24 protein-coding genes are annotated in these 26,723 nt (G+C 70.0%); 13 read left to right on the top strand and 11 right to left on the bottom strand.

What is annotated here, in order from left to right; all coding sequences use genetic code 11:
• The first annotated feature begins 67 nt into the window (after window positions 1-67).
• The 5 genes from ACFXP5_RS08365 to ACFXP5_RS08345 all read left to right on the top strand — a co-directional run bounded on the left by ACFXP5_RS08365 (window position 68) and on the right by ACFXP5_RS08345 (window position 8,389).
• Window positions 68-910 (top strand): helix-turn-helix transcriptional regulator, encoded by an 843-nt coding sequence (locus ACFXP5_RS08365; RefSeq protein ID WP_394527727.1) that lies wholly within the window; start codon window positions 68-70, stop codon window positions 908-910.
• A gap of 102 nt (window positions 911-1,012) precedes the next feature.
• Entirely contained in the window at window positions 1,013-3,229 is a 2,217-nt protein-coding gene (glgX, locus tag ACFXP5_RS08360; RefSeq protein WP_394528106.1) for a glycogen debranching protein GlgX, read from the top strand.
• A gap of 2 nt (window positions 3,230-3,231) precedes the next feature.
• Window positions 3,232-5,670 (top strand): malto-oligosyltrehalose synthase, encoded by a 2,439-nt coding sequence (gene treY, locus ACFXP5_RS08355; RefSeq protein WP_394544285.1) that lies wholly within the window; start codon window positions 3,232-3,234, stop codon window positions 5,668-5,670.
• Between the two features lie 107 nt (window positions 5,671-5,777).
• Window positions 5,778-7,514 (top strand): malto-oligosyltrehalose trehalohydrolase, encoded by a 1,737-nt coding sequence (treZ, locus tag ACFXP5_RS08350; RefSeq protein ID WP_394544284.1) that lies wholly within the window; start codon window positions 5,778-5,780, stop codon window positions 7,512-7,514.
• 71 nt (window positions 7,515-7,585) lie between these two features.
• On the top strand, window positions 7,586-8,389 hold the full coding sequence (locus tag ACFXP5_RS08345; protein WP_394544283.1) for a tryptophan-rich sensory protein: 804 nt from the start codon (window positions 7,586-7,588) through the stop codon (window positions 8,387-8,389).
• Between the two features lie 34 nt (window positions 8,390-8,423).
• On the opposite strand, the gene ACFXP5_RS08340 is transcribed toward ACFXP5_RS08345, so the two are convergent.
• Both ACFXP5_RS08340 and ACFXP5_RS08335 read right to left on the bottom strand, forming a co-directional pair.
• Window positions 8,424-9,152: a glutamine amidotransferase-related protein gene (locus ACFXP5_RS08340; protein WP_394544282.1), complete on the bottom strand. Its 729-nt coding sequence runs from the start codon at window positions 9,150-9,152 to the stop codon at window positions 8,424-8,426.
• A gap of 62 nt (window positions 9,153-9,214) precedes the next feature.
• Entirely contained in the window at window positions 9,215-9,817 is a 603-nt protein-coding gene (locus tag ACFXP5_RS08335; RefSeq protein ID WP_394544281.1) for a LysR substrate-binding domain-containing protein, read from the bottom strand.
• A gap of 153 nt (window positions 9,818-9,970) precedes the next feature.
• Here ACFXP5_RS08335 and ACFXP5_RS08330 point away from each other — a divergent pair, with 153 nt between their 5' ends.
• Window positions 9,971-10,369, top strand: a complete 399-nt coding sequence (locus ACFXP5_RS08330) for a DUF1304 domain-containing protein (RefSeq protein WP_394544280.1) — start codon at window positions 9,971-9,973, stop codon at window positions 10,367-10,369.
• A 69-nt stretch (window positions 10,370-10,438) separates the two neighbouring features.
• Here the strand turns inward: ACFXP5_RS08330 and ACFXP5_RS08325 are convergent, their stop codons facing one another.
• Window positions 10,439-10,846 carry a transferase gene (locus ACFXP5_RS08325; protein WP_394528105.1) on the bottom strand — a complete coding sequence of 136 codons (408 nt, stop codon included), beginning with the start codon at window positions 10,844-10,846 and terminating at the stop codon, window positions 10,439-10,441.
• A gap of 150 nt (window positions 10,847-10,996) precedes the next feature.
• Here ACFXP5_RS08325 and ACFXP5_RS08320 point away from each other — a divergent pair, with 150 nt between their 5' ends.
• Window positions 10,997-11,686: a YitT family protein gene (locus ACFXP5_RS08320; RefSeq protein WP_394544279.1), complete on the top strand. Its 690-nt coding sequence runs from the start codon at window positions 10,997-10,999 to the stop codon at window positions 11,684-11,686.
• A 16-nt stretch (window positions 11,687-11,702) separates the two neighbouring features.
• On the opposite strand, the gene ACFXP5_RS08315 is transcribed toward ACFXP5_RS08320, so the two are convergent.
• Together ACFXP5_RS08315 and ACFXP5_RS08310 are read right to left on the bottom strand one after the other, a co-directional pair.
• Complete coding sequence (locus ACFXP5_RS08315) at window positions 11,703-12,479, bottom strand: DNA-formamidopyrimidine glycosylase family protein (RefSeq protein ID WP_394544278.1); 777 nt, start codon at window positions 12,477-12,479, stop codon at window positions 11,703-11,705.
• The gene (locus ACFXP5_RS08310; protein ID WP_394544277.1) at window positions 12,472-17,298 is read right to left on the bottom strand and encodes an Lhr family ATP-dependent helicase; all 4,827 of its coding nucleotides are present in this window, start codon (window positions 17,296-17,298) and stop codon (window positions 12,472-12,474) included. The genes ACFXP5_RS08315 and ACFXP5_RS08310 overlap by 8 nt, the downstream gene beginning before the upstream one ends.
• 121 nt (window positions 17,299-17,419) lie before the next feature.
• Between ACFXP5_RS08310 and ACFXP5_RS08305 the strand changes: the two genes are divergently transcribed.
• Together ACFXP5_RS08305 and ACFXP5_RS08300 are read left to right on the top strand one after the other, a co-directional pair.
• Window positions 17,420-17,611 (top strand): hypothetical protein, encoded by a 192-nt coding sequence (locus ACFXP5_RS08305; protein WP_394544276.1) that lies wholly within the window; start codon window positions 17,420-17,422, stop codon window positions 17,609-17,611.
• Window positions 17,608-17,982 carry a glycine zipper domain-containing protein gene (locus ACFXP5_RS08300; protein WP_394544275.1) on the top strand — a complete coding sequence of 125 codons (375 nt, stop codon included), beginning with the start codon at window positions 17,608-17,610 and terminating at the stop codon, window positions 17,980-17,982. The genes ACFXP5_RS08305 and ACFXP5_RS08300 overlap by 4 nt, the downstream gene beginning before the upstream one ends.
• 31 nt (window positions 17,983-18,013) lie before the next feature.
• Here ACFXP5_RS08300 and ACFXP5_RS08295 read toward each other — a convergent pair whose 3' ends face one another.
• On the bottom strand, window positions 18,014-18,835 hold the full coding sequence (locus tag ACFXP5_RS08295; protein ID WP_394544274.1) for an SDR family NAD(P)-dependent oxidoreductase: 822 nt from the start codon (window positions 18,833-18,835) through the stop codon (window positions 18,014-18,016).
• A gap of 88 nt (window positions 18,836-18,923) precedes the next feature.
• Between ACFXP5_RS08295 and ACFXP5_RS08290 the strand changes: the two genes are divergently transcribed.
• Entirely contained in the window at window positions 18,924-19,517 is a 594-nt protein-coding gene (locus ACFXP5_RS08290; protein WP_394544273.1) for a TetR/AcrR family transcriptional regulator, read from the top strand.
• Between the two features lies 1 nt (window position 19,518).
• Here the strand turns inward: ACFXP5_RS08290 and ACFXP5_RS08285 are convergent, their stop codons facing one another.
• Window positions 19,519-20,172: an alpha/beta hydrolase gene (locus ACFXP5_RS08285; protein ID WP_394544272.1), complete on the bottom strand. Its 654-nt coding sequence runs from the start codon at window positions 20,170-20,172 to the stop codon at window positions 19,519-19,521.
• Window positions 20,173-20,238: 66 nt separating this feature from the next.
• On the opposite strand from ACFXP5_RS08285, the gene ACFXP5_RS08280 reads away from it, so the two are divergent.
• Both ACFXP5_RS08280 and ACFXP5_RS08275 read left to right on the top strand, forming a co-directional pair.
• A complete protein-coding gene (locus ACFXP5_RS08280; protein WP_394527712.1) occupies window positions 20,239-20,859 on the top strand; it encodes an NUDIX hydrolase family protein in 621 nt (206 codons plus the stop codon).
• Window positions 20,860-20,903: 44 nt separating this feature from the next.
• Window positions 20,904-21,110, top strand: a complete 207-nt coding sequence (locus ACFXP5_RS08275) for a hypothetical protein (RefSeq protein ID WP_394527711.1) — start codon at window positions 20,904-20,906, stop codon at window positions 21,108-21,110.
• Window positions 21,111-21,164: 54 nt separating this feature from the next.
• Here the strand turns inward: ACFXP5_RS08275 and ACFXP5_RS08270 are convergent, their stop codons facing one another.
• The gene (locus ACFXP5_RS08270; RefSeq protein WP_394527710.1) at window positions 21,165-22,238 is read right to left on the bottom strand and encodes a threonine aldolase family protein; all 1,074 of its coding nucleotides are present in this window, start codon (window positions 22,236-22,238) and stop codon (window positions 21,165-21,167) included.
• A gap of 101 nt (window positions 22,239-22,339) precedes the next feature.
• Here ACFXP5_RS08270 and ACFXP5_RS08265 point away from each other — a divergent pair, with 101 nt between their 5' ends.
• The gene (locus tag ACFXP5_RS08265; protein ID WP_394544271.1) at window positions 22,340-23,788 is read left to right on the top strand and encodes an MFS transporter; all 1,449 of its coding nucleotides are present in this window, start codon (window positions 22,340-22,342) and stop codon (window positions 23,786-23,788) included.
• A 40-nt stretch (window positions 23,789-23,828) separates the two neighbouring features.
• On the opposite strand, the gene ACFXP5_RS08260 is transcribed toward ACFXP5_RS08265, so the two are convergent.
• The 3 genes from ACFXP5_RS08260 to ACFXP5_RS08250 all read right to left on the bottom strand — a co-directional run bounded on the left by ACFXP5_RS08260 (window position 23,829) and on the right by ACFXP5_RS08250 (window position 26,677).
• Entirely contained in the window at window positions 23,829-24,569 is a 741-nt protein-coding gene (locus ACFXP5_RS08260) for an SDR family NAD(P)-dependent oxidoreductase (RefSeq protein ID WP_394544270.1), read from the bottom strand.
• Window positions 24,570-24,675: 106 nt separating this feature from the next.
• Window positions 24,676-26,124 (bottom strand): DUF6421 family protein, encoded by a 1,449-nt coding sequence (locus ACFXP5_RS08255; RefSeq protein WP_394544269.1) that lies wholly within the window; start codon window positions 26,122-26,124, stop codon window positions 24,676-24,678.
• A 112-nt stretch (window positions 26,125-26,236) separates the two neighbouring features.
• Window positions 26,237-26,677, bottom strand: a complete 441-nt coding sequence (locus ACFXP5_RS08250) for a MarR family winged helix-turn-helix transcriptional regulator (protein ID WP_394544268.1) — start codon at window positions 26,675-26,677, stop codon at window positions 26,237-26,239.
• Window positions 26,678-26,723: the final 46 nt, after the last annotated feature.

Here is a 26,723-nt window from a genome sequence, read left to right as displayed (position 1 = left end):
AGGCCCTGTGCGACGGGAGGACTGGCAGTACCAGGCTCGCGGGCGATATCCGAACGACAATGGAGTCATGACCGAATTCGCGGACGTGCTGAGGTCGTGGCGGGAACGCGTCGGTCCCGCGGAGGTCGGCCTGCCCGCCGGCGCCGGTCGACGGACGAAGGGCCTCCGTCGGGAGGAACTGGCAGCCCTCGCCGGTGTGAGCGTCGACTACGTCGTGCGTCTCGAGCAGGGTCGGGCGACGCATCCGTCGTCCCAGATGCTCGGCGCCCTCTCTCGGGCGCTGCGTCTGTCGGAGGAGGAGCGCGACCACCTCTACCGGGTGGGCGGAGCCGCGCCCCCGACCCGCAGTGTCGTGCCCACGCACGTGAGCCCCGGAGTGCATCGCCTCATGGACCGCCTCACCGATGTGCCGATGGCGGTGTTCACCGCCGCGCACGATTTCGTGATGTGGAACCCCCTCTGGGCGGCCGTGGTCGGCGACCCCTCGGGGTTCGTCGGTCTGGAGCGCAACCTCGTCTGGCGGCATTTCCTGCTCGGCCACGACGGCGTCGAGTTCGACGACGTGCACGAGGAGGAGTTCGCCCGCGACCTCGTCGCCGACCTGCGCGCGGCGGTGGGGAGATACCCTGACGACGCGGCCCTGTCGTCCCTGGTCGCGCAGCTGCGTGCCGCCTCTGCGGATTTCGAGCGCCGCTGGGCGGTGTCGGGGGTGGCCGAGCACCGTTCGAGTCGGAAGACGATCACGCGCACACCCGCCGGTGCGATCACGATCGACTGCGACGTGCTGTCCGTCCCCGGCAGCGACCTGCGCATCGTGGTCTACACGGCCGTGCCGGGCAGCGAAGACCACGAGCGTCTGGAGCTGCTGCGGGTCATGGGTCTGCAGTCGCTCTCCGCGGCGACGATCTAGCCCGCATCCCCGCTGGTTTCGGGCCTACTCGATGATCACGGTGGCGTCAACGGGCGGGAGCGGGCGTCCGGCGGGCGCGAAGCCTGGGTTATCGTGAGGCACGTGCAGCAGGTATGGCCGGGATCCAGTTATCCCCTCGGAGCGACTTTTGACGGCAATGGGACGAATTTCGCCCTTTTCAGCGAAGGGGCGGAACGCGTAGAGCTCTGTCTGTTCGGTGAGCGGGGGCATGAGACCCGCATCGAGCTCGCGGACGTGGATGCCTTCGTGTGGCATGCGTACCTCCCGAACGTGCAACCGGGTCAGCGGTACGGCTACCGCGTGTACGGTCCGTACGACCCCTCGAACGGTCAGCGGTTCAACCCGAACAAGCTTCTGCTCGACCCGTATGCGAAGGCGGTCGACGGCGACATCGCGTGGGGACAGTCGGTCTTCAGCTACAACTTCGGCGATCCCGACTCGCGCAACGACGAGGACTCGGCCGCCGCCATGATGAAGGGCGTTGTCATCAACCCCTTCTTCGACTGGAGCGGTGACCGCCAGCCCAAGACGCCCTACTCGGAGAGCTTCATCTACGAAGCCCACGTCAAGGGTCTGACTCAGCTCAACCCGCTGATCCCCGAGGACTTGCGCGGCACGTACAGCGGTATCGCGCACCCGGCCGTCATCGAACACCTCTCCAAGCTCGGCGTGACCGCGCTCGAACTGATGCCCGTGCACCAGTTCGTGAACGACTCCACCCTGCAGGAGAAGGGGCTGTCGAACTACTGGGGCTACAACACCATCGCCTTCCTCGCGCCGCAGAACACCTACGCCTCCAGCGACGGCCACGGCCAGCAGGTGCAGGAGTTCAAGGCCATGGTGAAGGCCCTGCACGAGGCCAATATCGAAGTCATCCTCGACGTGGTCTACAACCACACCGCCGAGGGGAACCATATGGGCCCGACGTTGTCGATGCGCGGCATCGACAACGAGGCCTACTACCGCCTCGAGGACGACGATAAGCGGTACTACACCGACTACACCGGTACCGGCAACAGCATGAACGTGGGCAACCCCCACACGTTGCAGCTCATCATGGATTCGCTGCGTTACTGGGTGCTGGAGATGCACGTCGACGGCTTCCGCTTCGACCTCGCCTCGACCCTGGCGCGCGAGTTCTACGAGGTCGACCGCCTGTCGACCTTCTTCGAGCTCGTCCAGCAGGATCCGGTGGTCTCGCAGGTCAAGCTCATCGCCGAGCCGTGGGACATCGGCCCCGGCGGGTACCAGGTGGGCAACTTCCCGCCCCAGTGGACGGAGTGGAACGGCAAGTACCGCGACACCGTGCGCGATTTCTGGCGCGGCGAGCCGCAGGCGCTCGGTGAGTTCGCCTCGCGCCTCACCGGCTCGGCCGACCTGTACGAGCACTCCGGCCGCCGCCCGGTCGCATCCATCAACTTCGTCACCGCCCACGACGGCTTCACGCTGCGCGACCTCGTGTCGTACAACGAGAAGCACAACGAGGCCAACGGCGAGGACAACAACGACGGCGAATCGCACAACCGCTCCAGCAACATGGGAGTGGAAGGCCCGACCGACGACGAGCACGTGCTCACGATGCGGGCGCGCCAGCAGCGCAACTTCATCGCCACGCTGCTGCTCTCGCAGGGCGTGCCGATGCTGCTGCACGGCGACGAGCTCGGACGCACGCAGGGCGGCAACAACAACGGCTACGCCCAGGACAACGAGATCACGTGGATCGACTGGTCCTCGGTCGACCAGCCCCTGGTGGAGTTCACCTCCGCTCTCGCGCGCCTGCGCAAGGAGCACCCCATCTTCCGCCGCAGTCGATTCTTCGACGGCCGCCCGGTCAAGATGGAGGAGGGCGCGCCCATTCCCGACGTGGTGTGGCTGCAGCCGGACGGCATGGTCATGCAGCCCGAGGACTGGGATTCCGGTTTCGGGCGCGCGATCGGGGTGTTCCTCAACGGCCGCGGTATCCGGGAGAAGGACCGCCGCGGAGAGCAGATCATCGACCGCCACTTCATCGTGCTGTTCAACGCGGGCGACGATCCCGTCGACTTCCGCGTGCCCGACGTGAAGTACAGCCCCAAGTGGGACGTGCTGGTCGACACCGCCGGCGAGCGAGCGAACACCGACCCGGTCGACCCGGGCTCCACCCTCTCGGTGGGCGCCAAGTCGCTCATGGTGCTCTGCGAATACGACGTGCCCGAGCCCGACATCGATCACTCGGTGGCAGCTTCGCTGACGGCCCAGATCGGGATCATCACCGCACCGGACGACCTGCCGGGCAAAGCGCCCAAGCCGGAACTCTGATCGTGGACACGTCCCCCCGCTCGACGTACCGGCTGCAGATCCGCAAGGGTTTCGATCTGGATGCTGCCGCCGCCGTCACCGGATACCTCCGCGAGCTGGGGGTGTCGTGGGCCTACCTGTCGCCCCTGCTGAAGGCGACGCCGGGCTCCGATCACGGCTACGACGTGGCCGATGTCGAGCAGATCGACCCGGATCGGGGCAGTGCTGCGGGTCTCGCCCGCTTCGCCGATGCGGCGCGGACGGCGGATCTCGGGATCCTCATCGACATCGTGCCCAATCACATGGGGGTCGCAGCTCCCCGGGAGAACCCGTGGTGGTGGGACGTCCTGCGCCTCGGCCGGGAGTCGGCGTTCGCCGACAGCTACGACATCGACTGGGACTACGGCGCCGGGAAGGTGCTCGTGCCGGTGCTGGGCGGCCCGCTCGAGGAGATCATCGCCGCGGGCGACCTGTCGATCGACCCCGAGCCCGCCGATGACGCGCCCGACGGCCTGTTGCGCTACTTCGACCACGCCTTTCCGCTGGCTCCCGGTTCGCTCGACGGTCTCGCTGCGGGTGGCAACTCGGACGAGCACCGCGTGCGCGCCGTGCTCGCGCGGCAGAATTTCGAGCTGCGGTTCTGGAAGGACGAGGCGGCCGAACTCAACTACCGCCGCTTCTTCGCCGTGACGACCCTCGCGGGCGTGCGCGTCGAGGTGCCGGAGGTCTTCGCCGCCACGCACGCCGAGATCCTCAGCTGGGTGCGCGAGGACCTCGCTGACGGGTTGCGCGTCGATCACCCCGACGGACTGCTCGACCCCGGCGCCTATCTCGAGCAGCTGGGAGCGGCTCTGCGTGAAGCGCGCCCCGGCAGCCTCCCCTACGTGCTCATCGAGAAGATCCTCGAGCACGGCGAGGCCCTGCCGTCCTGGTGGGAGACCGACGGAACCACCGGCTACGACGCGCTCGCCGAATTCGGGCGGGTGCTCGTGGACCCGGTCGGGGAGATGGGCTTGGATGCGCTCGACGCGCGGCTGCGACTGCAGACCGGGCTCGCTCCCGCGCCGTCCTGGCCCGACCTCATCCACGTCACGAAACGCATGATCGCCGATACCATCCAGGTCGCCGAGATACGCCGTCTCGTGCGGGGCCTGCAGCTCGACGCTCCGCGCCTGCTGGAGGCGTTCGGGCCCGAGGTGCTGCAGGACGCCTTCGCCGAGGTGCTGGCATCCTTCCCGGTCTACCGCTCGTACCTGCCCGCCGGGCGCGCCCATGTGCACGCCGCCGCGGCCGACGCCTCCGGTCGCCGCCCCGACCTCGCCGAGCCGATCGCCGGGCTCGTTCCCGTGCTGATCGACCCGGCCAACGAGGTCGCCCGCCGGTTCCAGCAGACGACCGGTCCGGTGATGGCCAAGGGCGTGGAAGACACCGCCTTCTACCGCTACAACCGACTCGGTGCGTTGACCGAGGTCGGTGGCGACCCCTCGGAGTTCTCGCTCACCACGACGGAGTTCCACGCCGCGCAGGCCGCAAGGCTCGCGTCGTGGCCGCGGTCGATGACCACTCTCTCCACGCACGACACCAAACGCGGCGAAGACGTGCGCGCGCGCCTCAGCGTGCTCGCCGAGATGCCTGAACGATGGGCCGAGGTGCTCGAGCAGTTCCGCACCGTCGCCACCACCGGGCACGGCCCGTTTGACGCCCTCCTCTGGCAGGCGATCGTCGGCGCATGGCCGGCGCTCGACCAGGATCGCGCGTCGTATCCGGAGCGCCTGCACGCCTACGCCGAGAAGGCGGCGCGCGAGGCCGCGGAGGCGACCGGCTGGTGGGAGCAGAACGAGGCCTTCGAGTCGGCCATGCACGCCGTGGTCGACGCGGCCACCGGCCACGCGGCCGAGTTCGTCGCCGGTTTCGTCGCCGAGATCGAGGCATTCGGCTGGACCAACGCGCTGTCGCAGAAGCTGCTGCAGCTCAGCGGACCTGGCGTGCCCGACGTGTACCAGGGTTCCGAGTTGTGGGAGCAGTCGCTCGTCGATCCCGACAACCGGCGTCCGGTGGACTTCGCCGCCCGTGCGGCGCTGCTGAGCGAGGTCGATGCCGGCTTCGCCCGGGGCGAGCTGCCGGCCGTCGATGCCTCGGGGGCCGCGAAGCTGCTCGTCACCTCGCGCACGCTGCGGCTTCGCCGGGCACGGCCCGACCTCTTCGCGCGCTACACGCCGGCGACCGCGGTGGGAGCAGCATCCATCCACGCCGTCGCCGCCGACCGCGGCGGAGCCCTCGTCGTCGCCACCCGCCTGCCGGTGGGTCTCGAGCGCCGAGGCGGGTGGGGCGACACGCTGCTGCTGCGCCGACCGGTTGCGGCGGTCGACGCCTTCACCGGACGCCGTTACACCGCCTCCGAAGTCCCCCTCGCCGAGCTGTTGGCGACGTACCCCGTCGCCCTGCTGGTGGACGAAGACTGATCCGATCCGCGCATGCACGACCTGCTTCCGAACGCACGAGTTGCGCGCGAGAACCGGCCGGGCATTCGCGAGCACGCCGTGCACTCGGCAGAAGGAGAACGTAGAGCATGACGATCGAAGTATGGGCTCCGAAAGCGGCACGGGTGCGGCTGCGTCGCCCGGGCGTCGGTGACATCGAGATGGGCGCCCGGGACGGCGGCTGGTGGGAAGCCGCCATCGACCTCGCCGACGGTGAAGAGTACGGCTTCGTGCTCGGTGACAGCGAAGACCTGCGCCCCGACCCCCGTTCGCGGCGCCAGCCGCGCGGCGTGCACGAAGCGTCGGCGGTCTTCGACCCCTCGAAACACGAGTGGCAGGATGCTGCGTGGACCGGCCGCCAGCTCGCAGGCGGTCTGATCTACGAACTGCACATCGGGACCTTCACTCCCGAGGGCACCCTGGACGCGGCGATCGGGAAGCTTCCCCACCTCGTGGAGCTCGGGGTCAGCCACGTCGAGGTGCTGCCGGTCAACGGTTTCAACGGCGTCTGGAACTGGGGCTACGACGGAGTGCTCTGGTACACGGTGCACGAGGCGTACGGCGGACCCGCGGCCTACCAGCGCTTCGTCGACGCAGCTCACGGTGCGGGGCTCGCCATCATCCAGGACGTCGTCTACAACCACCTCGGCCCCAGCGGCAACTACCTGCCCGAGTACGGGCCCTATCTCCGCGAGGGCAGCCGCAACACCTGGGGCGACTCGGTCAACCTCGACGAGCAGCCGGTGCGCGACTACATCATCGACAACGCGCTGATGTGGCTGCGGGACTACCACGTCGACGGTCTGCGCCTCGACGCCGTGCACGCCCTGCACGATGACCAGCCCGTGCATCTGCTGCAGCAGATCGCGGAAGCATCCGATGCCCTGTCCGCCCACCTCGGCCGCCCGCTCACGCTCATCGCGGAGTCGGACCTGAACGATCCGAAGCTCATCCTGCCCCGGGAGGCGGGTGGCTATGGCCTCACCGCCCAGTGGTCCGACGACTGGCACCACGCGGTGCACGTCGCGGCGTCGGGCGAGACCGTCGGGTGGTACGAGGACTTCGCCGTCCTCGAGGCCTACCCCAAGGTGACCGAACGCGGATTCTTCCACGACGGCACCTATTCGTCCTTCCGTGGTCGCGACCACGGGTTCCCGATCCCGGGCACCGTTCCCACCTGGCGCCTCATCACCTTCGCTCAGGACCACGACCAGATCGGCAACCGCGCCACCGGCGACCGGCTGTCGCAGAACCTCGACTTCCGGCGCCTCGCCGTCACGGCGGTGCTGACACTCGCGACGCCCGGCACGCCCATGCTGTTCATGGGGGAGGAGTGGGGAGCCACGACCCCCTGGCAGTTCTTCACCTCGCACCCCGAACCCGAGCTGGGCGAGGCTACGGCGAAGGGCCGCATCGCCGAGTTCGAGAAGATGGGCTGGGATCCGGCCATCGTGCCCGACCCGCAGGATCCGGCGACCTTCGAGCGGTCCAAACTCGACTGGCTCGAACCGTACGACGGCGCCCACGCCCAGCTGCTTCACCTCTACCGCACCCTTGCCACCGTGCGCCGGGAGGTGCCCGAGCTGACCGACCCGAGTTTCACCGACCGCGAGGCGGGAGCGGCCGAGGCCGAAGGCGGCCGCACCTACTGGCTGCGCAACGGTGAGGTGGGCGTGTACGCCAACCTGTCGGCCGCGCCCGCGCGGTTCGATGTTGCGGCCGGCGCAGAGATCATCCTGGCGACGGATGCCGGGGTCGTCGTCGCGGCGGGATCGGTGACCCTTCCTCCCGAGACAGCGGTGATCGTGGGGCCGAATCGGGCGTGAGGCGGTAGCTGCTCGACGCCGGCCGCTGTCAAGGCGCTCGCTCGAGGGGATGCGGTTTGTAGGGTGGGGTCATGCCCGCGCGCCCGCTCGACCTCGTCCGCCAGATCGTCGTGATCTCCGCGGTGAGCTTCATGCTCGTCGCGGCCATCGTGGGCGTCGGCCTGCTCGGCGGCACCCCGATCCAAGAACTGCAGGACGGCGCGCTCGCGGCGGACGGTTCGTACCTGGCGCCGGCAGCGTCGGCCTTCTCGATCTGGTCGGTGATCTACCTCGGCCTCGTCGCCTACGCGGTGTGGCAGGCCTTTCCGGCTCAGCGCGCGAACGGCCGCCAGCGCGATCTCGGGTGGCTGGTCGCGCTCACGGCGGTCTTGAACGGGCTGTGGCTCATCGCAGCGCAGTTCTCCACCCTCCCGGTCACCGTCGTCGCCATCGTGGTGCTGCTGATCGCCCTCAGCGTCACCTTCGTCGTCGCCGTTCGGACGCGCACGCCCGACGATGGCATGATCGACGCGGTGCTCCTGGACGGGGTCACGGGGCTGCACCTGGGCTGGGTGACGGTGGCGACCGTGGCCAACATCGCCGCGTGGCTGACGCAGAGCGCGCCCGCGGACTGGGCCACGCACGCCGATTCGACGGGCGTCATCGTCGTGATCGTCGTCGGTGTCATCGCTCTCGCGATCGCTTTCGCGAGTCGGTGGCGCGTGACTCCCACCCTGGCGATCGGCTGGGGCGTGTTCTGGCTGGGGATGGGCCGGCTGGTCGGCGAGCCGCAGAGCACCCCGATCGGCGTCACCGCCCTGGTCGTCGCGGGCGTGGTCGTGCTGCTGCCGTTGGCCGTCGCAGGACTCCGGTTGTTGCGCCCGCAGGGCGACTGAGGCCCCGGCGACGGGTCGTCGAGGCGACCTCGGCTCAGGCCGCGAAGCGTTCGGCGAACGCTCCGAGCAGCCGCGGCGGCTCGGTGACCGGTGAGCGGAGCACCCGCGCGGCGATCTCGTCGTAGTCGCTCGGAGCGAAGTAGCCACCGTCGCGATAGACCGCCATGCGCTGCGTGAACGCGAGAGGGGTCGACTCGGGGTGGAACTGCGTCGCCCACAGGCGGTCGCCCACCCGGTAGGCCTGCACCGGGCAGAGCTCGTTGGTTGCCAACAGCACCGCGTCGGGCGGCACCTCGGCGGCGCCCTCCTTGTGGGCCGTCAGCGCGGAGAAGCTCCCTCCCAGGTGGCTCAGCAGGGCATCGCTGCGTCCCGCGGCCGTGACGGTGATCGTGGTGGGTCCGGTCGCCTCGGGAACCTCGCGGCTCACCGTTCCCCCCAGCATCCGCGTGACGACGCCGATGCCGAAGCAGGTGAAGAGGGCAGCGACGCGGGATGCTGCGGCCGCAGCCGCGATGATCTCGAGATCAGCTTCCAGTCGCTGCTGCTCGGGGGACTTGACCGCGTCGGTGACGTTGAAGGGGCTGCCGCCCACCACGAAACCGGCGTAGCGCTCGAGAGCGTCGGCGGGGAGCGGCTCGTGCGCGAGGTCGAGACGGTCGAGCGACGCGGCATCGACGCCGAGGCCGCTCAGGAACGAGGCGTACTCCGCGGCGGCAGCATCACGCTGTGGACGCGCGCTGACATAGAGCAGAGGTGCGGGCACCCCGGAATTCTAAGCTCCGAACCCTCTCATCGAGAGGGGCTGGCGTCACGGAGCGAAATCGTTCACCGGGAGGAGTTGGCTGTCCGGCCGCGGGCGATGCCGACGAAGACGTCGACGTCGGGATTGTCGCCGTCGCGGGCCCAGGCGATCGCGACGGTCGACACCGGGAGATCGAGCACCGGGCGCGAGGCCACGTCTTTGCGCGCGTGCAGCCGGGCGAGCGACATCGGCATCAGCACGGTGCCGACGCCCGCCGCGACCGTTTCGACCGCTTCCGCGGTGTCGGCGGGCGGCGCGAACGCGGGAGCGACAGCCCCGGGCACGCTCACGTGGAGGACGTCGTCGGCCGGGATGATCACGATCTCACCGGCCAGGTCTGTCAGGGCGAGCTCATCGGCGGCGGTGAGCGAGGAATCGACGGCCATCACGGCTACGGGCACCTCGTCGTACAGGCGCACCACGTGCAGGTCGTCGGTGGCGACGGGAAGGCGCACGAGGGCGGCGTCGACGGCGCCCGCGGTCACCTCCTCGCTCTGGTTGGCCACCGCGATGTGCCGCACGACGAGTTCGACGTGCGGCATGCGTTCCCGCCACGCGTCGATCCACTTCCCCGGGGTGGCCCCGGGAACGACCCCGAGCGTGAAGGTGCGCGGCGACTCAGCCACGGGCTTCGGAGCCGTCGCGCGCGGGTTCGGTGCCTTCCGGGCGGGCGTGGGGCGGGCGGGGCGTACCCGAGCGGGGCGGCGACTGCTCGCTCGCCTTTTCCCGCTGCCGCTCTTCGCCATTCCGCCAGCGTAGCCGCGCGCTAGGGTTCGATCATGGCTGCCATCGTCGCGACCGTGTTCGGCTCCCTCGCCGCACTCGTGCACCTGTACATCTTCGTTCTGGAGAGCGTGAGGTGGACGCGGCCGCGCACCTGGCAGATCTTCGGCATCGCCGACCAGGCCGCCGCCGACACCATCCGCCCGATGGCCTTCAACCAGGGCTTCTACAACCTCTTCCTCGCCATCGGCGCCGCCGTCGGTCTGGCTCTGCTGTGGATCGGCGCGCCGGGCACGGTAGCCGACGTGGCAGGGCGCACGCTGGCGTTGTTCACCCTCGCGTCGATGGTTGCAGCATCGCTCGTCCTGCTCACGGGGGGCACGCGTTATCTGCGGCCGGCTCTCCTGCAGGGGGCGGCCCCGCTGATCGGCTTCGTGTTCCTGCTCTTCGCGTAGGTCACGGGGCGCGAACGCAGAAACGGACGGCCTCCCCGGGGGGAACCGTCCGTTCGATGGCGCGAAGCCTCACGCGGCGAGGTGCAGACCCCGCCGGTCGGTGGCGACCTCTTCGCCGTCGGCGATGGTCTTGTCGTCTCCGATGAGCGAGCCCACGGCGACGCGCGCCTTCGTGCCGATATAGGTGCGGACGCCGATGTGCGCGCCCGCTCCAATCGCCGCGCCCGATCCGATGTGCGCGTGCGGTGCGATGCGCGCCTCCGGGCCGATGACGGCGTCGGACTCGATCCACGCGCCGCGTCCGACTTCGGCGCCCGCAGCGATCTGCACGCCGGGTTCGACGTACGCGCCCGCTTCGACCACCGCGGTCGGGTGCACCTTGGCGCCGTTCGCGATCAGTCCACGGCCGTTGGTGTGCTTGCGGTAGCGCAGCGTCTCACCACGGTCGTTCTCGATGTCGATGTAGTTCTTACCCACGATCCCCTCCACCAGCACCGTCGGTGCCGACAAAGGTTGCAACGGCACGTATCAGGTATTCATTCCCCGGTGTGTGGTATTCGTAGCGGCGGCTGCGTCGGATGCTGCGTCCGGCGGATGCGACGATGGAATCCCCGTCTGAAGGAACCCATGAACGACGACCACGCCGCGAACCGCGACGCCCACGAGGCTTCGCGTTCGATCGAACCGCCCGCCACCGAACCCACCCTCGTCTTCCCCGAGCGCACCCTGGCCCACAGCATCCCCGAGGATGTTCTGGGGCTCTTGACCGGCGCTTTCACGGCGTCGTTCGGGCTATATCTGCTGTCTTCCAGCGATGCGGTCACCGGCGGTACGGCCGGGCTCGCGCTGCTGATGACCTACGTGACCCCGCTGCCGTTCTGGCTCGTCTATGCGGGGGTCAACCTGCCGTTCGCGGCCCTCGCGCTGTGGAAGAAGGGGTGGAGCTTCACGCTGCGCACCGTGATCTCGATCGGCCTGGTGTCGGCGTTCTCGGTGCTGAACGCCGCCATGCTGCCCGTCGACGGGATCGAACCCGTCTTCGGCATCTTCGCGGGCAACCTCTTCGCGGGTGTGGGGCTGCTCATCCTCTTCCGCCATCGGGCGAGCCTCGGCGGCATCAACATCATCGCGCTGATCGTGCAGGACCGGTGGGGATTCCGGGCGGGGTGGACGCAGATGATCTTCGATCTCGCGATCATCGCCTTCTCCCTCGCCGTCATCCCCTGGGACACGGTGGCAGGGAGCGCGGCGGGCGCCGTGCTGCTGAACCTCGTGCTCGCGCTGAACCACCGGCCCGGTCGCTACATCGGGCACTGAGGCCGGCGGGGCCACGTCAGGCGGCCTGGCACCTCGGGCACCAGAACACGTTGCGCTCGCTCGTCGCTGAGGCGCCCAGGCTCGAGGCGAGAATGCGCGTGCCGCAGCGACGGCAGGGCTTCCCGTCGCGCCCGTAGACCCAGAAGCGCCGCCCGGGGCGGGTGTCGCCCGTGAAAGTGCGCTCGGAACGCGGGAGGTTCGCACGGATCATGCGCGCCCCGAGGTCGATGAGGGCGGTCGCGTCGACCTCGGTCGCCGGGGTGGTGGGCGCGATACCCCGGACGAAGAGCATCTCGTTGGCATACACGTTGCCGAAGCCGGCGACGTTGCGCTGATCCAGCAGCGCGACGTGCGCTTCGCGGGAGTCGGAGCCCACGCGGAGGACCGCGTCGGCGGGATCCCAGTCGGCGGCGAGCGGGTCGGAGCCCAAGTGCCCGACGATGCGGTCTTCATCGCGGGTGCGGAGCACCTCGACCATCGCCAGATCGAAGCCCACCGTCTCGACGTGATCGTTGCCGACGATTGCACGCGCGGTGTAGGCCGGCCTTCGCCACCGACCGCCGACGGGGTAGACGTCCCACCGTCCCTCCATCTTGAGGTGGGAGTGCAGGGTGTACTCCCCGATGCGCTCGAGCAGGTGCTTGCCCCGCGCGATGACGCTGTGCACCACCTCGCCGCGGAGATCTGCCGTGGCGCTCCCGGGAACGCGGATGTCGAAGCGGGTCACCGTCGACCCGGTCAGCGCCTCGGACAGTTTCGCTGCGGCCCGATGGACGGTATCGCCCTCAGGCACGTGCGGCCGCCTCGCGGAGGGTGTCGCCCGCGGTCGCGCGTCGGAAGGTCAGTCCGCGGGGCGATTCCACGAACCCGGCTTCGCGCAGCGCCCGCCCCACGGGCGTTCCGTAGACGAACGCGCCGTTGACCTGCTCGATGGTCAGGGTGTCGAGCCGCCGCGCACGCGACGTGGCGGCGAGATCGCGCGCGGCCGCGGCGAGCTGAGCCTCATCGTCGGTGAAGGCGAGGGCGGTGCGCCCGCCCCGCTCGAGATACAGCGTCAACTCGCCGTCGACCATCACCACGATCCCGCCCGCCTTCCGGCCGGGCCGGTGGGTGACGTCCTCGAGGGCGGGCCATGCGAGAGCCGCCCCGTAGGGGTTCGCCGGATCGGTGGCCGCGAGGGTGACCGCGCGCAGCGGCGCCGGGTCGGGAAGCCCCGCGAACTCGCGGAGGCGGTCGACGGTCGCGGAGGCGGCGAACTGGGCGGCGCCGAGCTTCTCGATGACGTAGCCGCGCCGGCAGTGCCCGGCCTCTTCGAAGCCGGCGAGGATGCGGTAGACCTGGGCGAAACCGCCCGGCACCTGCTCGGCCTGGACGGCGCCTCGTGTCACCACCCCGTACCGATCCAGCAGCAGGCTCGCTGTCGCGGTGGCCCGCAGGGTCGGATCGACCTCGGGAAGGGGCAGCAGTGACCAGCGCCCGCCAAGAGCCGGGGGCCGCGGCGGCGAGGCCACGCGCGGCACGCTCGCGCCGCGGTAGAGGCGCGCCCGAGGCGCCTTGCGCGCCACCCGATGAGCCTGCCCGCCGCCGCCGACGAGGGAGCGCACGGGACCGAAGGTGTCGTTCGTGACCCGCCCCGACCAGGTCAGCGACCACAGCGCGTCGATGACGGACTGCTCGTTGTCGGCACCGGTGGCTTGGCGCAGCTGCGCGGCGAAGTAGGCGCCGCCCCCCGCGAGCGCCTCCACGATGCGGGCCTCGAGCGAGTCGGCGGCGAGGTCGTCGTCGGGGGGAGCGAGGGTGAGTCCGATCGCGTCGGCGGGGTGCAGTGCCACCCACCCGTCGCGGCCGGGGAGGGTGCCCGCCCCCGACCAGACGACCTCTCCGCTCGCGGTGAGCTCGTCGAGCATCGAGGGCGTGTAGTCGGCGACACGTGCGGGCAGGATGAGGGATTCCCAGGCGCTCGCCGGGATCGGCACGCCCGCGAGCTGCTCGATCACGGCGGCCACCCCGTCGACCCCCTCGAGGGGGCGCTGCAGGTGCTGCCAGACGGGCAGGAACCGCGCATAGGCGGCAGGGGGGACGGGCTCGACCGTGCCGCGGATGGCGGCGAGGGAACGCATCCGCAGACGACGCAGCACCTCGCTGTCGCACCACTCGGTCTCGTCGGCCCGCGTCGTGCCGGGGTCGGCGCCCGCACCCGGGTCGGGCAGGAAGAACCCGCTCGCCACGCGCCCCTGCGATTCCAGCCGTTGCAGCGTGTGACGCGCAACCGCGACCCCCACCCCGAGGCGCTGGGCGACGGCCTCGGCTGTGAACGGACCGTGGGTGCGCGCGTGCCGGGCGACGAGATCGCCGAGCGGGTCGGCGAAGGGCTCGAGGAACGCGTTCGGCAATCCGATGGGCAGGGCGGCCCCGAGGGCGTCGCGCAGGCGTCCCGCGTCCTCGATCGCGGCGACGCGCGGGACGCCCGCGATCGATACCCGGATGGCTCGGCGGTCGAGCACGAGGGAGTCCAGGAGAGCGGATGCTTCCGCCACCGACGCGCTGACCGTCGGGGTGGGCGCAGCATCCGCCTCATCGTCCTCCGAGGGATCGATCTCCGGGCCGGCTGCGGGATCTGAGACGGGGGCGGTGGATGGGTCGAGCCGGGCGGCGACTTCCGCGGCGTCGAGCGGGCCGAGCAGGCGCAGCAGGTCGGCCACGCCCTCGATGCCGCGTGCCCGCCGTTCGGGATCGAGCCGCTGCACCTCCCGCTCGAACTGGGCGATGATCGCGGGGTCGAGCAGCTCGCGCATCTCGACACGGCCCAGCAGTTCGCTCAGCAGCGAGGGGTCGACCGACAGGGCGGCGGCGCGGCGCTCGGCGAGCGGCGAGTCACCCTCGTACATGAAGGCGCCGACGTAGCCGAAGAGCAGGTCGCGGGCATAGGGGGAGGGCTGCGACGTGGTGATCTCGACCAGCCGGATCCGGCGGTCGGCGATGCTGCGAGCGATCTTCAGCAGCGCGGGGAGGTCGTAGACGTCCTGCAGCACTTCACGCAGGGTCTCGAGGATGATCGGGAAGGTGGGGTGGCGCCGCGCGACTTCGAGCAGCTGCGCCGAGCGCTGCCGTTGCTGCCACAGCGGCGAACGCCGGTTGGGGTTGATGCGGGGGAGCAGCAGCGCCCGCGCCGCGCACTCGCGGAAGCGCGAGGCGAACAGCGCCGAACCGCCGACCTCGTCGGTGACCAGCTGCTCGAGCTCGGCGGGGTCGAAGACGAACAGTTCGGCTCCGGGCGGTTCGGCCGTCGCGTCGGGGATGCGCGCGATGATGCCGTCGTCGCTCGCGACGGCGGATCCTTCGACACCGAGGCGTTCGCGGATGCGGGCGTTGACCGCCAGGGCCCAGGGCGAGTGCACCTGCATGCCGTACGGGGAATGCAGGATCAACCGCCAGTCGCCGACCTCGTCGCGGCTGCGCTCGACGGTGAGGGTCTTGTCGGTGGGGAGGGTTCCGGTGGCCTCGCGCTGTTCGGCGAGGTAGGACATCAGGTTCGAGATCGCGTTGTCGTCGAGGCCGGATTCGCGAAGGCGGGCCTCCGCCTTCGCAGGCTCGGCCGCAGACACGTCGCGGGAGAACTTGCCGAGCGCCTCGCCGAGTTCCGCGGGCCGGCCGAGACCGTCGCCGTGCCAGAAGGGCAGCTTGCCGGGCTGGCCGAACGCCGGGAGCACGTTGACCCGGTCGTGCGTGATCTCCACGATGCGCCAGCTCGTGGTGCCCAGGGTGAAGACGTCGTTGACGCGCGACTCGTAGACCATCTCCTCGTCGAGTTCACCGACCCGCGCGTTCTGCGACTCACCGGCGATGAAGACGCCGAACAGGCCGCGGTCGGGGATCGTGCCGCCGCTCGTGACGGCGATGCGCTGCGCGCCGGGGCGCCCGGTCAGCGTGCCCTGATCCCGATCCCACACGACGCGGGGGCGCAGCTCGGCGAACTCGTCGGAGGGGTAGCGCCCGGCGAGCAGATCGAGGGTCGCCTCGTACGCCGATCGCGGCAGCGAACGGAAGGGCGCGCTGCGCTTGACGGTCTCGTACCAGTCCTCGACGTCGATCGCCCCGAGGGCGCAGGCCGCCACGGTCTGCTGGGCGAGGATGTCGAGCGGATTCTGCGGTACCGAGATCGACTCGATCTGGCCCGCCAGCATCCGTTCGGTCACCACGGCGGTGTGCAGGACGTCGCTGCGGTGCTTCGGGAAGAGTGCTGCCCGGCTGGTCTCGCCGACCTGGTGACCGGCGCGCCCGACGCGTTGCAATCCGGACGCGGCACTGGGGGGAGCCTCGACCTGGATGACCAGGTCGACGGCGCCCATGTCGATGCCGAGTTCGAGGCTGCTGGTGGCGACCACACAGCGCAGAAGGCCGGATTTGAGTTCGTCCTCCACCTGGGCGCGCTGCTCTTTCGAGACCGAGCCGTGGTGGGCCTTGGCGAGGATCGGCTCGGCGCCGGCGGTCGTGCCCGCTTGCGCCATCATGGCCGCGGGCACCGCCGGCTCGGGCAACTCGACGCCCAGGCGCTCGGCGTAGATCTCGTTGAGCCGACCGGTGAGTCGCTCGGCCAGACGGCGGGAGTTGGCGAACACGATCGTGGACCGGTGGGCCAGGATGCGGTCGACGATCGCTTCTTCGACGTGCGGCCAGACCGACCCCGTCACCTCGGTGTTCTCGGAGCCTTCGGCGAACCAGTCCTCTCCCGCGGCAGGCGGCGCCTCGGCCCCGGGAGGAGGGGGCGGGTTGAGCATGTCATCGACGGGGACGACGACGGAGAGGTCGTAGGCCTTCGTCGAGCGGGGGGCGACGATGTCGACGGGTGCCGCCCCGCCGAGGAAGCGCGCGACCTCGTCGATGGGGCGCACTGTGGCCGAGAGCCCGATGCGCTGCGCCGGACGATAGGCCGGACCCTTCGGATTCTCCAGCGCGTGGGTGCGCCGCAGCGTCTCGAGGCGCTCGAGGCTGACCGCGAGGTGAGCGCCGCGCTTGGTGGCCGCGACCGCGTGCACCTCATCGATGATGACGGTGTGCACGCCCCGCAGGGTGTCACCGGCCTGGCTGGTGAGCATCAGGTAGAGCGACTCGGGGGTGGTGATCAAGATGTCGGGCGGGTCGGTGACGAGCTTGCGGCGGTCGCTCGAGGTGGTGTCGCCCGAGCGCACGCCGACGGTGACCGTGGGCACGGCGAGCCCGAGCCGCCGCGCCGACTGGCCGATGCCCACGAGGGGCGAGCGGAGGTTGCGTTCGACGTCGACGCCCAGCGCCTTCAGTGGCGAGATGTAGAGCACCCGGGTGCGTGGTTCGGGGGTCGACTTCACCGTCGTCTTCGCACCGCGGGGGCGTTTGACCGTCGGTCGGGCAGCGGCCGCTTCGCGCGCCAGGGTCGCCGGGTCGTTGAAGACGCGGTCGATCGCCCAGAGGAACGCCGACAGCGTCTTGCCGGACCCGGTGGGTGCGACGACGAGTGCGTTGCGGCCGGCCGAGATGGCCTCCCAAGCGCCTTTCTGAGCGCTCGTGGGCAGCGCGAACGCCCCGCGGAACCAGTCTTGGGTCGCGGGGCCGAATCGGTCGAGCACATCGCTCATCCCTCCATTTTCTCCCGCCCCTCCGACATCGGGGCGGGATTGACGGCTCGCCCCCACGGGGGAGGGCGATCTCCCTCGTGTGGGGGACGTTTCGCGGGAGCACGGCTCCTAGGGTCGACGTATGAACAAGCGCATGAGTCCAGCGGGGCGGCGGGCCGCGATCGTCTCCTTCATCGGATTGGGGTGCGGCCTCGTCCTCGGGATGGCGCTGTGGCTGACGACGGCTCAACTCGCGCTCAGCGTGAGCGTCGGAGCCGCGGTGGGCCTGCTTCTGTCGGGTTCGGCCGTAGCTGTCAAACGGAGCGAGCGATGAAGCCCAACACGTCCGGCAGCTGGGGCGCCGGTATCGCGATCGGGCTGGGGATCGGCGTCGCGATGGGCGCCGCCCTCGGCAACATCGGCATCGGGATCGCGATCGGTGCCGGCTTGGGCGTCGCCTTCGGCATCGCGTTGAGCGAGGCGGCGAAGAATCAATCGCGTCGCGGACGGGACGGCGGATCGGACGGGGGCGCGGTCGCGAGCGGTGACGGTTCGCCCGGTCGTGATGGCGACGGCGGCGCAGGCGGCAGCACTCCGGATCCGAGCCCGAGTGACAGCCCCGACAGCGGCAGTCCCTACAGTGGCAGCTCGGACAGCGGCGGCTCAGACGGCGGCGGCGGAGACGGCGGCGGGGGCGGCGACTGAGAAGGCGGATGCTGCGTCGCGGGCCCGCGCGTCAGGCCGGAGCGGCGCCCGCACGGCGTGCGGGGTCGGTGAGCCGGGCCATGAGGGCGACCGTCGCCCGCCGGCTGATGAAGCGGCCGAGGGTCGACGCGAGCCGGTTCGATACCCCATCGACCACACTCGGCCCGGGGTGGCGGCGATCGAGGTGCCTCAGCGCGGTGGTCACGACATCGTCGGGCGTGCGCATGCGCGCCCCGGCCGTCGCATCATCCGTGCCGACCACGCTGTTGAACTCGGTGCTCGTCGCCCCGGGGGACAGCGCGAAGACGGTGACGCCCGTGGGGCGCAACTCGGCCCACAGCGACTCGGTGAAACTCAAGACGAACGCCTTGGCCGCTCCGTAGACGGCCATTCGAGGCGTCGGCGCGTACGCGGCCACGCTGGCCACGTTGATGACGAACCCGTCGCCGGCCTCGATCACATCGGGCAGGAACGCCGCGGTCACCTGCACCGGAGCGGTGACATCGACGGCGATCTCCTCCGCCGCGACACCGGGCGCCATCTCGGCGAACGGACCGAAGGAGCCGAACCCCGCGTTGTTGACCAGGCTCGTGACGCGCAGACCCGCTCCGACGACGGCGTCATGCAGGTCGATGCCCGCCGTGGGCGAGCCGAGGTCCTGCATGAGCGAGGTGACCCGCACGGGATGGGCCTGTTCGAGTTCCCGAGCCAGAGCGTGGAGGCGGTCCTCTCTCCGCGCCACGAGCACGAGGTCGGCGCCCCGCGCGGCGAACGCCCGGGCGAAGGCCGCCCCGATGCCCGAGCTCGCGCCGGTGATCAGAACGGTCTGGGAACGGTAGTCGATGGTCGGCATGCGGGCTCCTGGGATCGGGATGGGGGTCTGCACGGTACGCCAGTCTGGCACTGAGTGTCAACGCGGCATCACGGGTTAGAGTGGCACCATGACCGTCGAGCCGTCGCTGTGGCAGCGATCCCGCCAGGCCGCCTACCGCGAGATCGCGGCCGTGGCGATGGGCCTCTTCCTCGACCAGGGTTTCGAGCAGACCACGATCGATCAGATCGCGGCCGCCGCAGGCATCTCGCGCCGGTCGTTCTTCCGTTACTTCGGCACCAAGGAAGACATCGTGCTCGGCGACCTCGCGCAGCAGGGACTCCTCGTGCAGGAAGCGCTCGAGGCGGTGCCGTTGTCCGTCGGACCGTGGGAGGCGATCCGCTCCGCCCTCGGCGCGGTCGACGCGCTCGCGGTCGAGGAAGGTGTCACGCTTCGCATCGCGCGGATGATGTACGAGACGCCCTCGTTGCGGGCGCGCAGCATCGAGAAGCACCTCCATTGGCAGGCGCTCCTCGTGCCGAACATCCGACGCCGACTCGGTGTCGACGATGCGGTCCCCGATCCGACGGCGGACGCGATCGTGGCGAGCGCTATCGCCTGCCTCGACGTCGCGGGCGAGACCTGGCTGCGGGAGGGGGGACGGGCAGACCTCGCCGACCTCTACGACCACACGGTCGCGGGGCTGAAGGCGTCGTTCGCCTGAATCAGACGGTGTCCGCGAGGCGCAGGTCGAGGAACGCGCGTACGTCGGCGAGTTCTTGCTCCGAAACGCTGTGCGTGAGCCCCGGGTAGACCCGGCCGCTCAGCTCGGAGTGGCCGGGAAGCCAGTCGACGGTGTGCGCCACGAGAGCCGGGGGGATGACGTCGTCGCGCGTGCCGCGGCCCCAGAACACCGGCGGGCGTCGTGCGGCGAGCACCGCATCACCGGGGAGGGGTCCGGGCGCGACGTAGCCCGACAGGTTCACGGCGAAGGCGAAACGTTCGGGGGCCACGCGCAGCGCCTGCAGCGACACGGCCCCGCCCTGGGAGAACCCCAGGAGGCCGACGAACGGCGCTTCGTCCACAGCATCCACCCACTCGATGAGTCGCTCGGCCGCGGGCGTGACGTTGGCAGCACTGCGTGGGTCGAACCCGTCGAGGGCGTACCAGGAGAAGCCGGGGGAGGGGAAAGGCGGGGCCAGCGGCGCGCGCACTGCGGCCACGACGAAGTCGTCGGGGAGGTGCGGGACGAGGCCGAAGAGGTCGTCTTCGTTCGAGCCGTAGCCGTGCAGCAGCACCAGTAGCGGCCGACCGGCCCGCTCGCCGCGCTCGGCCGACCAGCGGACGACATCGGCATCGAGAGGTGGCGACTCGGTCATGCGCTCAGTTTCGCAGGAGCCCCCGACGTTGCAACACAAACGCGCACCTCTTGATATACAAGGAGCATGCCCGTGCGCACACCCGACCCCGAACCCGGCGACAACGGCGACGACACGCCCCGCGATCCGCTCGGCGCCGCGTCGTTCGGCAAGAGCAGCGGCGGCACGTCGAACCCGGGATGGCTCAGCGATGTCGAGCTCACCGAAGTCCGGCGCCGGCTGCCGATGCTGTACGTCGAGGCGCTTCCGGTGCGGACGGACGGCATGGGCCAAGTCGCCCAGGTCGGGATCCTGCTGCGCGCGACCCCGGTCGGCGAGATGACCCGCACCCTGGTCTCGGGCCGCGTGCGTTATGGCGAGAGCGTGCGCGACGCGTTGTTCCGCCACCTCGAGAACGACCTCGGTCCGATGGCCTTCCCCTTGCTGCCTCCGCAGCCGGCGCCCTTCACGGTGGCGGAGTACTTCCCGATGCCGGGCCTCAGCGCGTTCCACGACGATCGTCAGCACGCGGTGTCGCTCGCGTTCGTCGTGCCGGTCACCGGCACCTGCGAGCCGCGTCAGGACGCACTCGAGGTCACGTGGCTCTCGCCCGAGGAGGCAGCATCCGATGCCCTCTCCGCCGAGATGGAGGGCGGTCGGGGCACCCTCATCCGCTTGGGCCTCGCCAGCGTCGGCGCGCTGCGGTAGTCAAGGGTGCTCGACGCGACCCGACCGACGGCTAGGGTCGCACCATGAGCACACCCCAGTCTTCGCGCAGCGGCCTCTCGATCGTCCTGTTCACCATCGCCGCCGTCATCAGCGTCGGACTCAGCGTGCTCTACTTCGTCGAGATCGGCATCGGGGTGGGCTCGCCCGCCGGATCGTGGATCGGCGGGTTCCTCTGGGGGGCGATCGCGATCGTGAACGTCATCCTCATTGTGGTGCGCGTTCGGCGCTGAGGGGCTGGTGCGCGTTCGGCGCTGAGGTGCGGGTGCGCGTTCGGCGCTGACCGCTCAGACAGCGCGCGAGGTCTCCTGCGCGATCGCGGCGAGGAACGCGTCGATGTCTTCCTCGGTCGTGTCGAAGCTGCACATCCACCGCACTTCGCGGCGTGCTTCGTCCCAGTCGTAGAAGCGGAAGCTCTCACGGAGGCGATCGGCCACGCCCTCGGGAACGGTCGCGAAGACGCCGTTCGCCTGGGTCGGCTGGGTGAGTTCGACGCCGCGGATCGAGCCGTCCGCGATCCCCGCCTCGACACCGGCCCGGAGGCGCTGGGCCATCGCGTTGGAGTGGCGGGCATTGCGCAGCCAGAGGTCGCCCTCGAGCAGCGCGATCAGCTGCGCCGAGACGAAGCGCATCTTGCTCGACAGCTGCATGTTGAGCTTGCGCAGGTACGTGAGACCTTCGGATGCTGCGGGGTCGAGCACGACGATCGCTTCGCCGATCATGGCCCCGTTCTTCGTGCCGCCGAAGCTGAGGACATCGACGCCGACGTCGCGGGTGAAGGCGCGCAGCGGCAGATCGAGGGAAGCGGCCGCGTTCGCGATGCGGGCGCCGTCCATGTGCACGCGCATGCCGAGCGAGTGGGCGTGATCGCAGATCGCGGCCAGTTCCTCGACGGAGTAGAGGGTGCCCAGTTCGGTGGACTGCGTGATCGACACGACGAGCGGCTGCGCGCGGTGCTCGTCGCCCCAGCCCCACGCTTCGCGGTCGATGAGCTCGGGGGTGAGCTTTCCGTTGTCGGTCGGCACGGTGAGTAGCTTGATGCCGGCGACGCGTTCGGGTGCCCCGCCCTCGTCGACGTTGATGTGGGCGGTGGCCGCGGTGACCACGGCGCCCCACCGCGGCAGCATGGACTGCAGGCCGACGACGTTTGCTCCGGTGCCGTTGAACACCGGGAAGACCTCGACCCCCTCGCCCAGCTGTTCGGCGAAGACGGCCCGCAGCCGCTGGGTGTACTGGTCTTCGCCGTACGCGACCTGGTGGCCGCGGTTGGCGGCGACGATGGCGTCGAGCACCTCGGGGTGCACACCGGAGTAGTTGTCGGAAGCGAAGCCGCGAACGGTCGGGTCGTGGAGGGTCGTCACGAGATGCCAGCCTAGTTCCGCGCGGGGCTGTGGCTTCCCGCCGACCGATGCTGACGCATGGACCGATGGTGCATGTCGGAAGCCCTCGGTACCCTGCCCGTATGTCCGGCCCGCAGCAGCCCGAGACGCCCTCCCCGGAGGGCGCCGCGTTCGAGCCGCCACCGGGTGCGGCCCGCACGTTCGCGCACATCCTGGTCAACACCGCGGTGGCCAACGTCACGACGAGCTTCCTCTGGTTCGCCCTGACCTTCTGGGTCTACATCGAGACGCAGTCGGTGCTGGCGACCGGGATCATCGGTGGCGCCTACATGCTGATGCTCGCGTTCTTCGCGATGCTCTTCGGCTCGATCGTCGATCGGCATCGCAAGCACCGCGTGATGGTGTTCTCCGCGCTCCTCACCCTCGCGGCATTCTCGCTCGCGGGGGTCTTGTATCTCCTGTTCCCGGAATCCGCGTTGCTCGATCTCGGTGGACCGTGGTTCTGGGTGTTCTCCGCCGTCATCCTGTTCGGCTCGGTCATCGAGAACATGCGCAACATCGCGCTGTCCACGGTGGTCACGTTGCTCACCCCGGTCGAGCGTCACGCGAACGCCAACGGACTGGTCGGCACGGTGCAGGGGATCGCGTTCATCGTCACGAGTGTCTTCAGCGGCCTCGCGATCGGGTTCTTGGGGATGGGGTGGACCCTCGCGATCGCCATTGGGCTGACCCTCGTCGCCCTCGTGCACCTGCTGTTCCTCGACATACCCGAAGCGCAGCCGAAGCGCGAGGGCGGGCACGCGTCGGCGATCGACCTGAAGGGCAGCATCGCCGCGATCGCGGCGGCGCCGGGGCTGTTCGCGCTGATCATCTTCTCGACGTTCAACAACCTCATCGGCGGGGTCTACATGGCGCTCATGGACCCCTACGGACTCACGCTGTTCAGCGTGCAGATGTGGGGCATCGTCTTCGGGGTCGCCTCCACCGGTTTCATCATCGGCGGCATCGTCATCGCGAAATTCGGTCTCGGGAAGAACCCCATCCGCACGATGCTGCTCGTCGTGGCCGCGATGGGTGTGCTCGGCGCCGTCTTCACGCTGCGCGAGTGGTGGTGGCTGTATGCCGTCGGCACCTGGCTGTACATGGCACTCGTGCCCGCGGTCGAAGCATCCGAGCAGACCGTCATCCAGAAGGTCGTGCCGTTCCAGCGGCAGGGCCGGGTGTTCGGTTTCGCGGCGGCGTTCGAATCGGCGGCCGCTCCCGTCACGGCGTTCCTGATCGCCCCGATCGCCGAGTTCCTGATCATCCCCTACATGGACGGCGAGGCAGGTCGTGCCGCGTGGGGCTGGGCTCTGGGGGAGGGGAGTGCGCGGGGGATCGCGCTCGTTTTCCTCTTCACCGGAGGAGCGATGGTCGTCATCGCGCTCGCGGCGTTCACGACGCGGTCGTACCGCATCCTCTCGGCGCAGTACGCGCAGGCACCCGATGACGTCGACGCCGCCGCCCCGTCTTCGACGGACGAAGAGGTTCCCGCCGAGCAGCCGGCGCGGGGCTCCGAGTCGCCCCGCTGATCGGTCCTGCTGATCCGCCCCGCTGATCCGCCCCTGGACGTCAGTCGACGATCGGTTCGAGTTCGACCACGACGTCGTTCCACTCCTCGGCGTCGTCGTCCCACAGCGCGATGAACGCGTCGGCGAGGGCCGTCTCGAGACCGGCGAGGCTCTTCACGCGGAAGATGACGGATGCTGCTGAAAGCGGCGCCTGCGCATCCCGGGCGGCTTTCGAGTAACCCTGCGCGACGGCTCGCGTCCACGCCTCGCTCGCCGCCTTGACCGCCGCGTAGTTCGCGCCGCCCGCGAGGGGGCGCTGCACCGCCGGGGAGGAGACGATCGCGAGCCGTCCGGCGGCCGAGGCGCGCAGATCGGCGTCGAAGGCCCGGCTCACGTGTCGAAGCGCGGTGAACGACCGCTCGAGGAAGGCGTAGTCCTCGTCACTCTGCCCGGCGAGTCCGCCGCCACCGCGCCATCCGCCGACGAGGTGGAGAAGGCCGTCGATCGGTCCCTCCGAGGCGTGCAGGCGCGCGGCGAGGGCATCGACCGCGGCCGCTTCGGTCAGGTCGCAGGCCTCGACCTGCACCCCGGGGATCGTCGTTTCGATCTCGGTGAGGCGAGCGGGGTCGCGCCCGACCACCACCACCCGCGCCCCGGCATCGAGGAGTGCGCGCGCGACCGTTCGTCCGGCATCGCTCGTGCCGCCGGCGAGCACGACCAGCCGCCCCTGGACCAGTTCGGTCTCCGGCTCGGCGTCGGGATCAGGCTCAGGCGCGGTGTCCGGCGAAACGTCGTCGTTCATCGCCTCAGTCTTCCGCAGCGCGGTCGCGGTGCCAAGGTCGCCCGAGCGCCGAGAACTCGTGCGGGCGGGTCGAACCCCACCCGGCTCGCCCGCACGAGGACACCGATCAGTCGTCGGAAGCGCGGATCCCCTCGGTGGAGGCGATCACGGTGCGCATCTTCTTCTCGAGCGCTTCGTAGAACATCGACAGCGGGAACTCGTCGTCGAGCACGGCGTCGGTGAACCCCTTCGGCGCTCCGGCGAGCACATCGAGGGGGAGTCCTCGCGCCCAGGCCGAGGCCGGGTGCGGTTCGAGCGAGCCGCGCACGAGTTCGTAGGCCGCGAGCCAGTGCGCCGTCTTGGGGCGGTCGATCGAGCGCCAGTACAGTTCGTCGATCGCGTCGCCGAGGGCGACGACCGCGTCGGGCACTTCGTCCCAGTCGAACGTGAGGGCGGTGTCGGTCCAGTGCAGCACGCCCCGCTGGTGCAACCACGCGAACAGCAGCTGAGCGCCGACGCCGTCGTAGTTGCGCACCCGCGACCCGGTGATCGCGAAGCGGAAGATCCGATCGAAGATGACCGCGTACTGCACGAGGGCGGCGTGCTCGAGCATGCTGAGCTCGGCAGCATCCACCTGTTCCCCGTCGTCGACCCGGGCCTGCAGGCGGCGCTCGATCGCGACGCACTCGCGGAACGCGGTGAGATCGCACCGCAGCTCCTCGAGCGAGTACAGGAAGAAGGGCATGCGCTGCTTGATCATGAACGGATCGAAGGGCAGATCGCCGCGCATGTGGGTGCGGTCGTGGATGAGATCCCACATCACGAAAGTGCGCTCGGTAAGCGCCTGATCCTCCAGCATTCGGGCCGCAGCTGTGGGCAGCTCGAGCTTGGTGATCTCGGCCGCTGCCTTCACGACGCGTCGGTAGCGCGCGGCTTCGCGGTCCTGGAAGATCGCGCCCCAGGTGAACGAGGGGATCTCGCGCATCGCGACGGTCTCGGGGAAGAGCACCGCCGAGTTCGTCTCGTAGCCGGGGGTGAAGTCCACGAGGCGGAGGGAGACGAACAGCCGGTTGCTGTACTCCTCCTCCAGACGCTCGATGAACTCGGGCCAGATCGTCTCCACGATCAGGGCTTCCACGTGCCTATCGCGCGAGCCGTTCTGCGTGTACATCGGGAAGACGACGAGATGGCGAACGCCGTCGACCCGTTGCAGCTGGGGCTGGAAGGCCACGAGCGAGTCGTAGAAGTCGGGAACGCCGAACCCCTCTCGCTGCCAGCGGGTGAAGTCGACGACGGATGCTGCGAGGTACTCGGCATCGCCGGGGAAGCGCGGGGAGAGCTCGGCGATCGCGGTGACGATGGCGTCGACGAGATCGGCGGCGGCCGGGTGATCGTCGGCGTCGGGGACCGAGCCGTCGGAAGCCTGCAGGGACTGCAGCGCGGTGGCCGCTGCCTTCACCGAGAGCCAGGCGTCACTCGTCTCGACCTCGTCGGCCGGGAGGGCGGAGGTGTCCTCCACGACCTCGGGTTCGCCGATGATGCTTTTTCCTCCGAGAAGGGTGTGCGATGCGGGCATGGGAACCTCCGATCACGAGGGTTCGGGCCGGGCCGCCGAAGCGACTCCGGCGGCTTCGACGGGATGCCCGTCCAGAGTATCGGCGTCGACCTGCTGGCGGGGGCCGCCGCGATCAGCTCGGCTGTCGCGGGGAGCGGAGCTTGGCGGTGAGAGCGCGCAGCTGCTCGAGTTCGACGTCGCTGAGGCGCGACATCCGCTCGGCGATCGAGGCGCCGTGCGCCGTGGCGATGCGTCGGAAGGTGGCCGTGCCCTGCTCGGTGGAGCGCACGAGGGTGCCGCGCCCATCGTCGGGGTCGGGACATTTCGCGAGCAGCCCGCGCGCAACCATCCGGTCGACCAGCCGCGAGACGCTCGGCTGGCTGATGAGCATGTTGGCGGTGACATCCCGCAGGCGCGCGGTCATCTCTTCGCTGCGGGTGACCGTCAGCAGCACGTCGTACTCGGCCTGCGACAGTCCGGTGTCGGCGAAGTCGCCGCGCAGTTCCTCGAACACCTCGTGCTGTGCGCGGAAGAGGCTCTCCCACGCCTCCACGGCGAGGCGACGATCGGTCATCCCCTCAGCGTACGGTGCTGGCGCCGTGGGGACCGCGAGACGGATG

It is taken from the genome of Microbacterium hanjuni, from assembly GCF_043556395.1.
GTDB lineage: Bacteria > Actinomycetota > Actinomycetes > Actinomycetales > Microbacteriaceae > Microbacterium.
The sequence above is the reverse complement of the archived record's forward strand: the minus strand, read 5'-3'. Positions and strand labels throughout refer to the sequence as shown.

Coding starts and splice junctions, on each gene's coding strand:
- ACFXP5_RS08365 (WP_394527727.1), top strand. CDS start 68: ATGACCGAATTCGCGGACGTGCTGAGGTCGTGGCGGGAACGCGTCGGT.
- treZ (WP_394544284.1), top strand. CDS start 5,778: ATGACGATCGAAGTATGGGCTCCGAAAGCGGCACGGGTGCGGCTGCGT.
- ACFXP5_RS08345 (WP_394544283.1), top strand. CDS start 7,586: ATGCCCGCGCGCCCGCTCGACCTCGTCCGCCAGATCGTCGTGATCTCC.
- ACFXP5_RS08330 (WP_394544280.1), top strand. CDS start 9,971: ATGGCTGCCATCGTCGCGACCGTGTTCGGCTCCCTCGCCGCACTCGTG.
- ACFXP5_RS08320 (WP_394544279.1), top strand. CDS start 10,997: ATGAACGACGACCACGCCGCGAACCGCGACGCCCACGAGGCTTCGCGT.
- ACFXP5_RS08310 (WP_394544277.1), bottom strand. CDS start 17,298: ATGAGCGATGTGCTCGACCGATTCGGCCCCGCGACCCAAGACTGGTTC.
- ACFXP5_RS08305 (WP_394544276.1), top strand. CDS start 17,420: ATGAACAAGCGCATGAGTCCAGCGGGGCGGCGGGCCGCGATCGTCTCC.
- ACFXP5_RS08300 (WP_394544275.1), top strand. CDS start 17,608: ATGAAGCCCAACACGTCCGGCAGCTGGGGCGCCGGTATCGCGATCGGG.
- ACFXP5_RS08295 (WP_394544274.1), bottom strand. CDS start 18,835: ATGCCGACCATCGACTACCGTTCCCAGACCGTTCTGATCACCGGCGCG.
- ACFXP5_RS08290 (WP_394544273.1), top strand. CDS start 18,924: ATGACCGTCGAGCCGTCGCTGTGGCAGCGATCCCGCCAGGCCGCCTAC.
- ACFXP5_RS08285 (WP_394544272.1), bottom strand. CDS start 20,172: ATGACCGAGTCGCCACCTCTCGATGCCGATGTCGTCCGCTGGTCGGCC.
- ACFXP5_RS08280 (WP_394527712.1), top strand. CDS start 20,239: ATGCCCGTGCGCACACCCGACCCCGAACCCGGCGACAACGGCGACGAC.
- ACFXP5_RS08275 (WP_394527711.1), top strand. CDS start 20,904: ATGAGCACACCCCAGTCTTCGCGCAGCGGCCTCTCGATCGTCCTGTTC.
- ACFXP5_RS08265 (WP_394544271.1), top strand. CDS start 22,340: ATGTCCGGCCCGCAGCAGCCCGAGACGCCCTCCCCGGAGGGCGCCGCG.
- ACFXP5_RS08260 (WP_394544270.1), bottom strand. CDS start 24,569: ATGAACGACGACGTTTCGCCGGACACCGCGCCTGAGCCTGATCCCGAC.
- ACFXP5_RS08255 (WP_394544269.1), bottom strand. CDS start 26,124: ATGCCCGCATCGCACACCCTTCTCGGAGGAAAAAGCATCATCGGCGAA.
- ACFXP5_RS08250 (WP_394544268.1), bottom strand. CDS start 26,677: ATGACCGATCGTCGCCTCGCCGTGGAGGCGTGGGAGAGCCTCTTCCGC.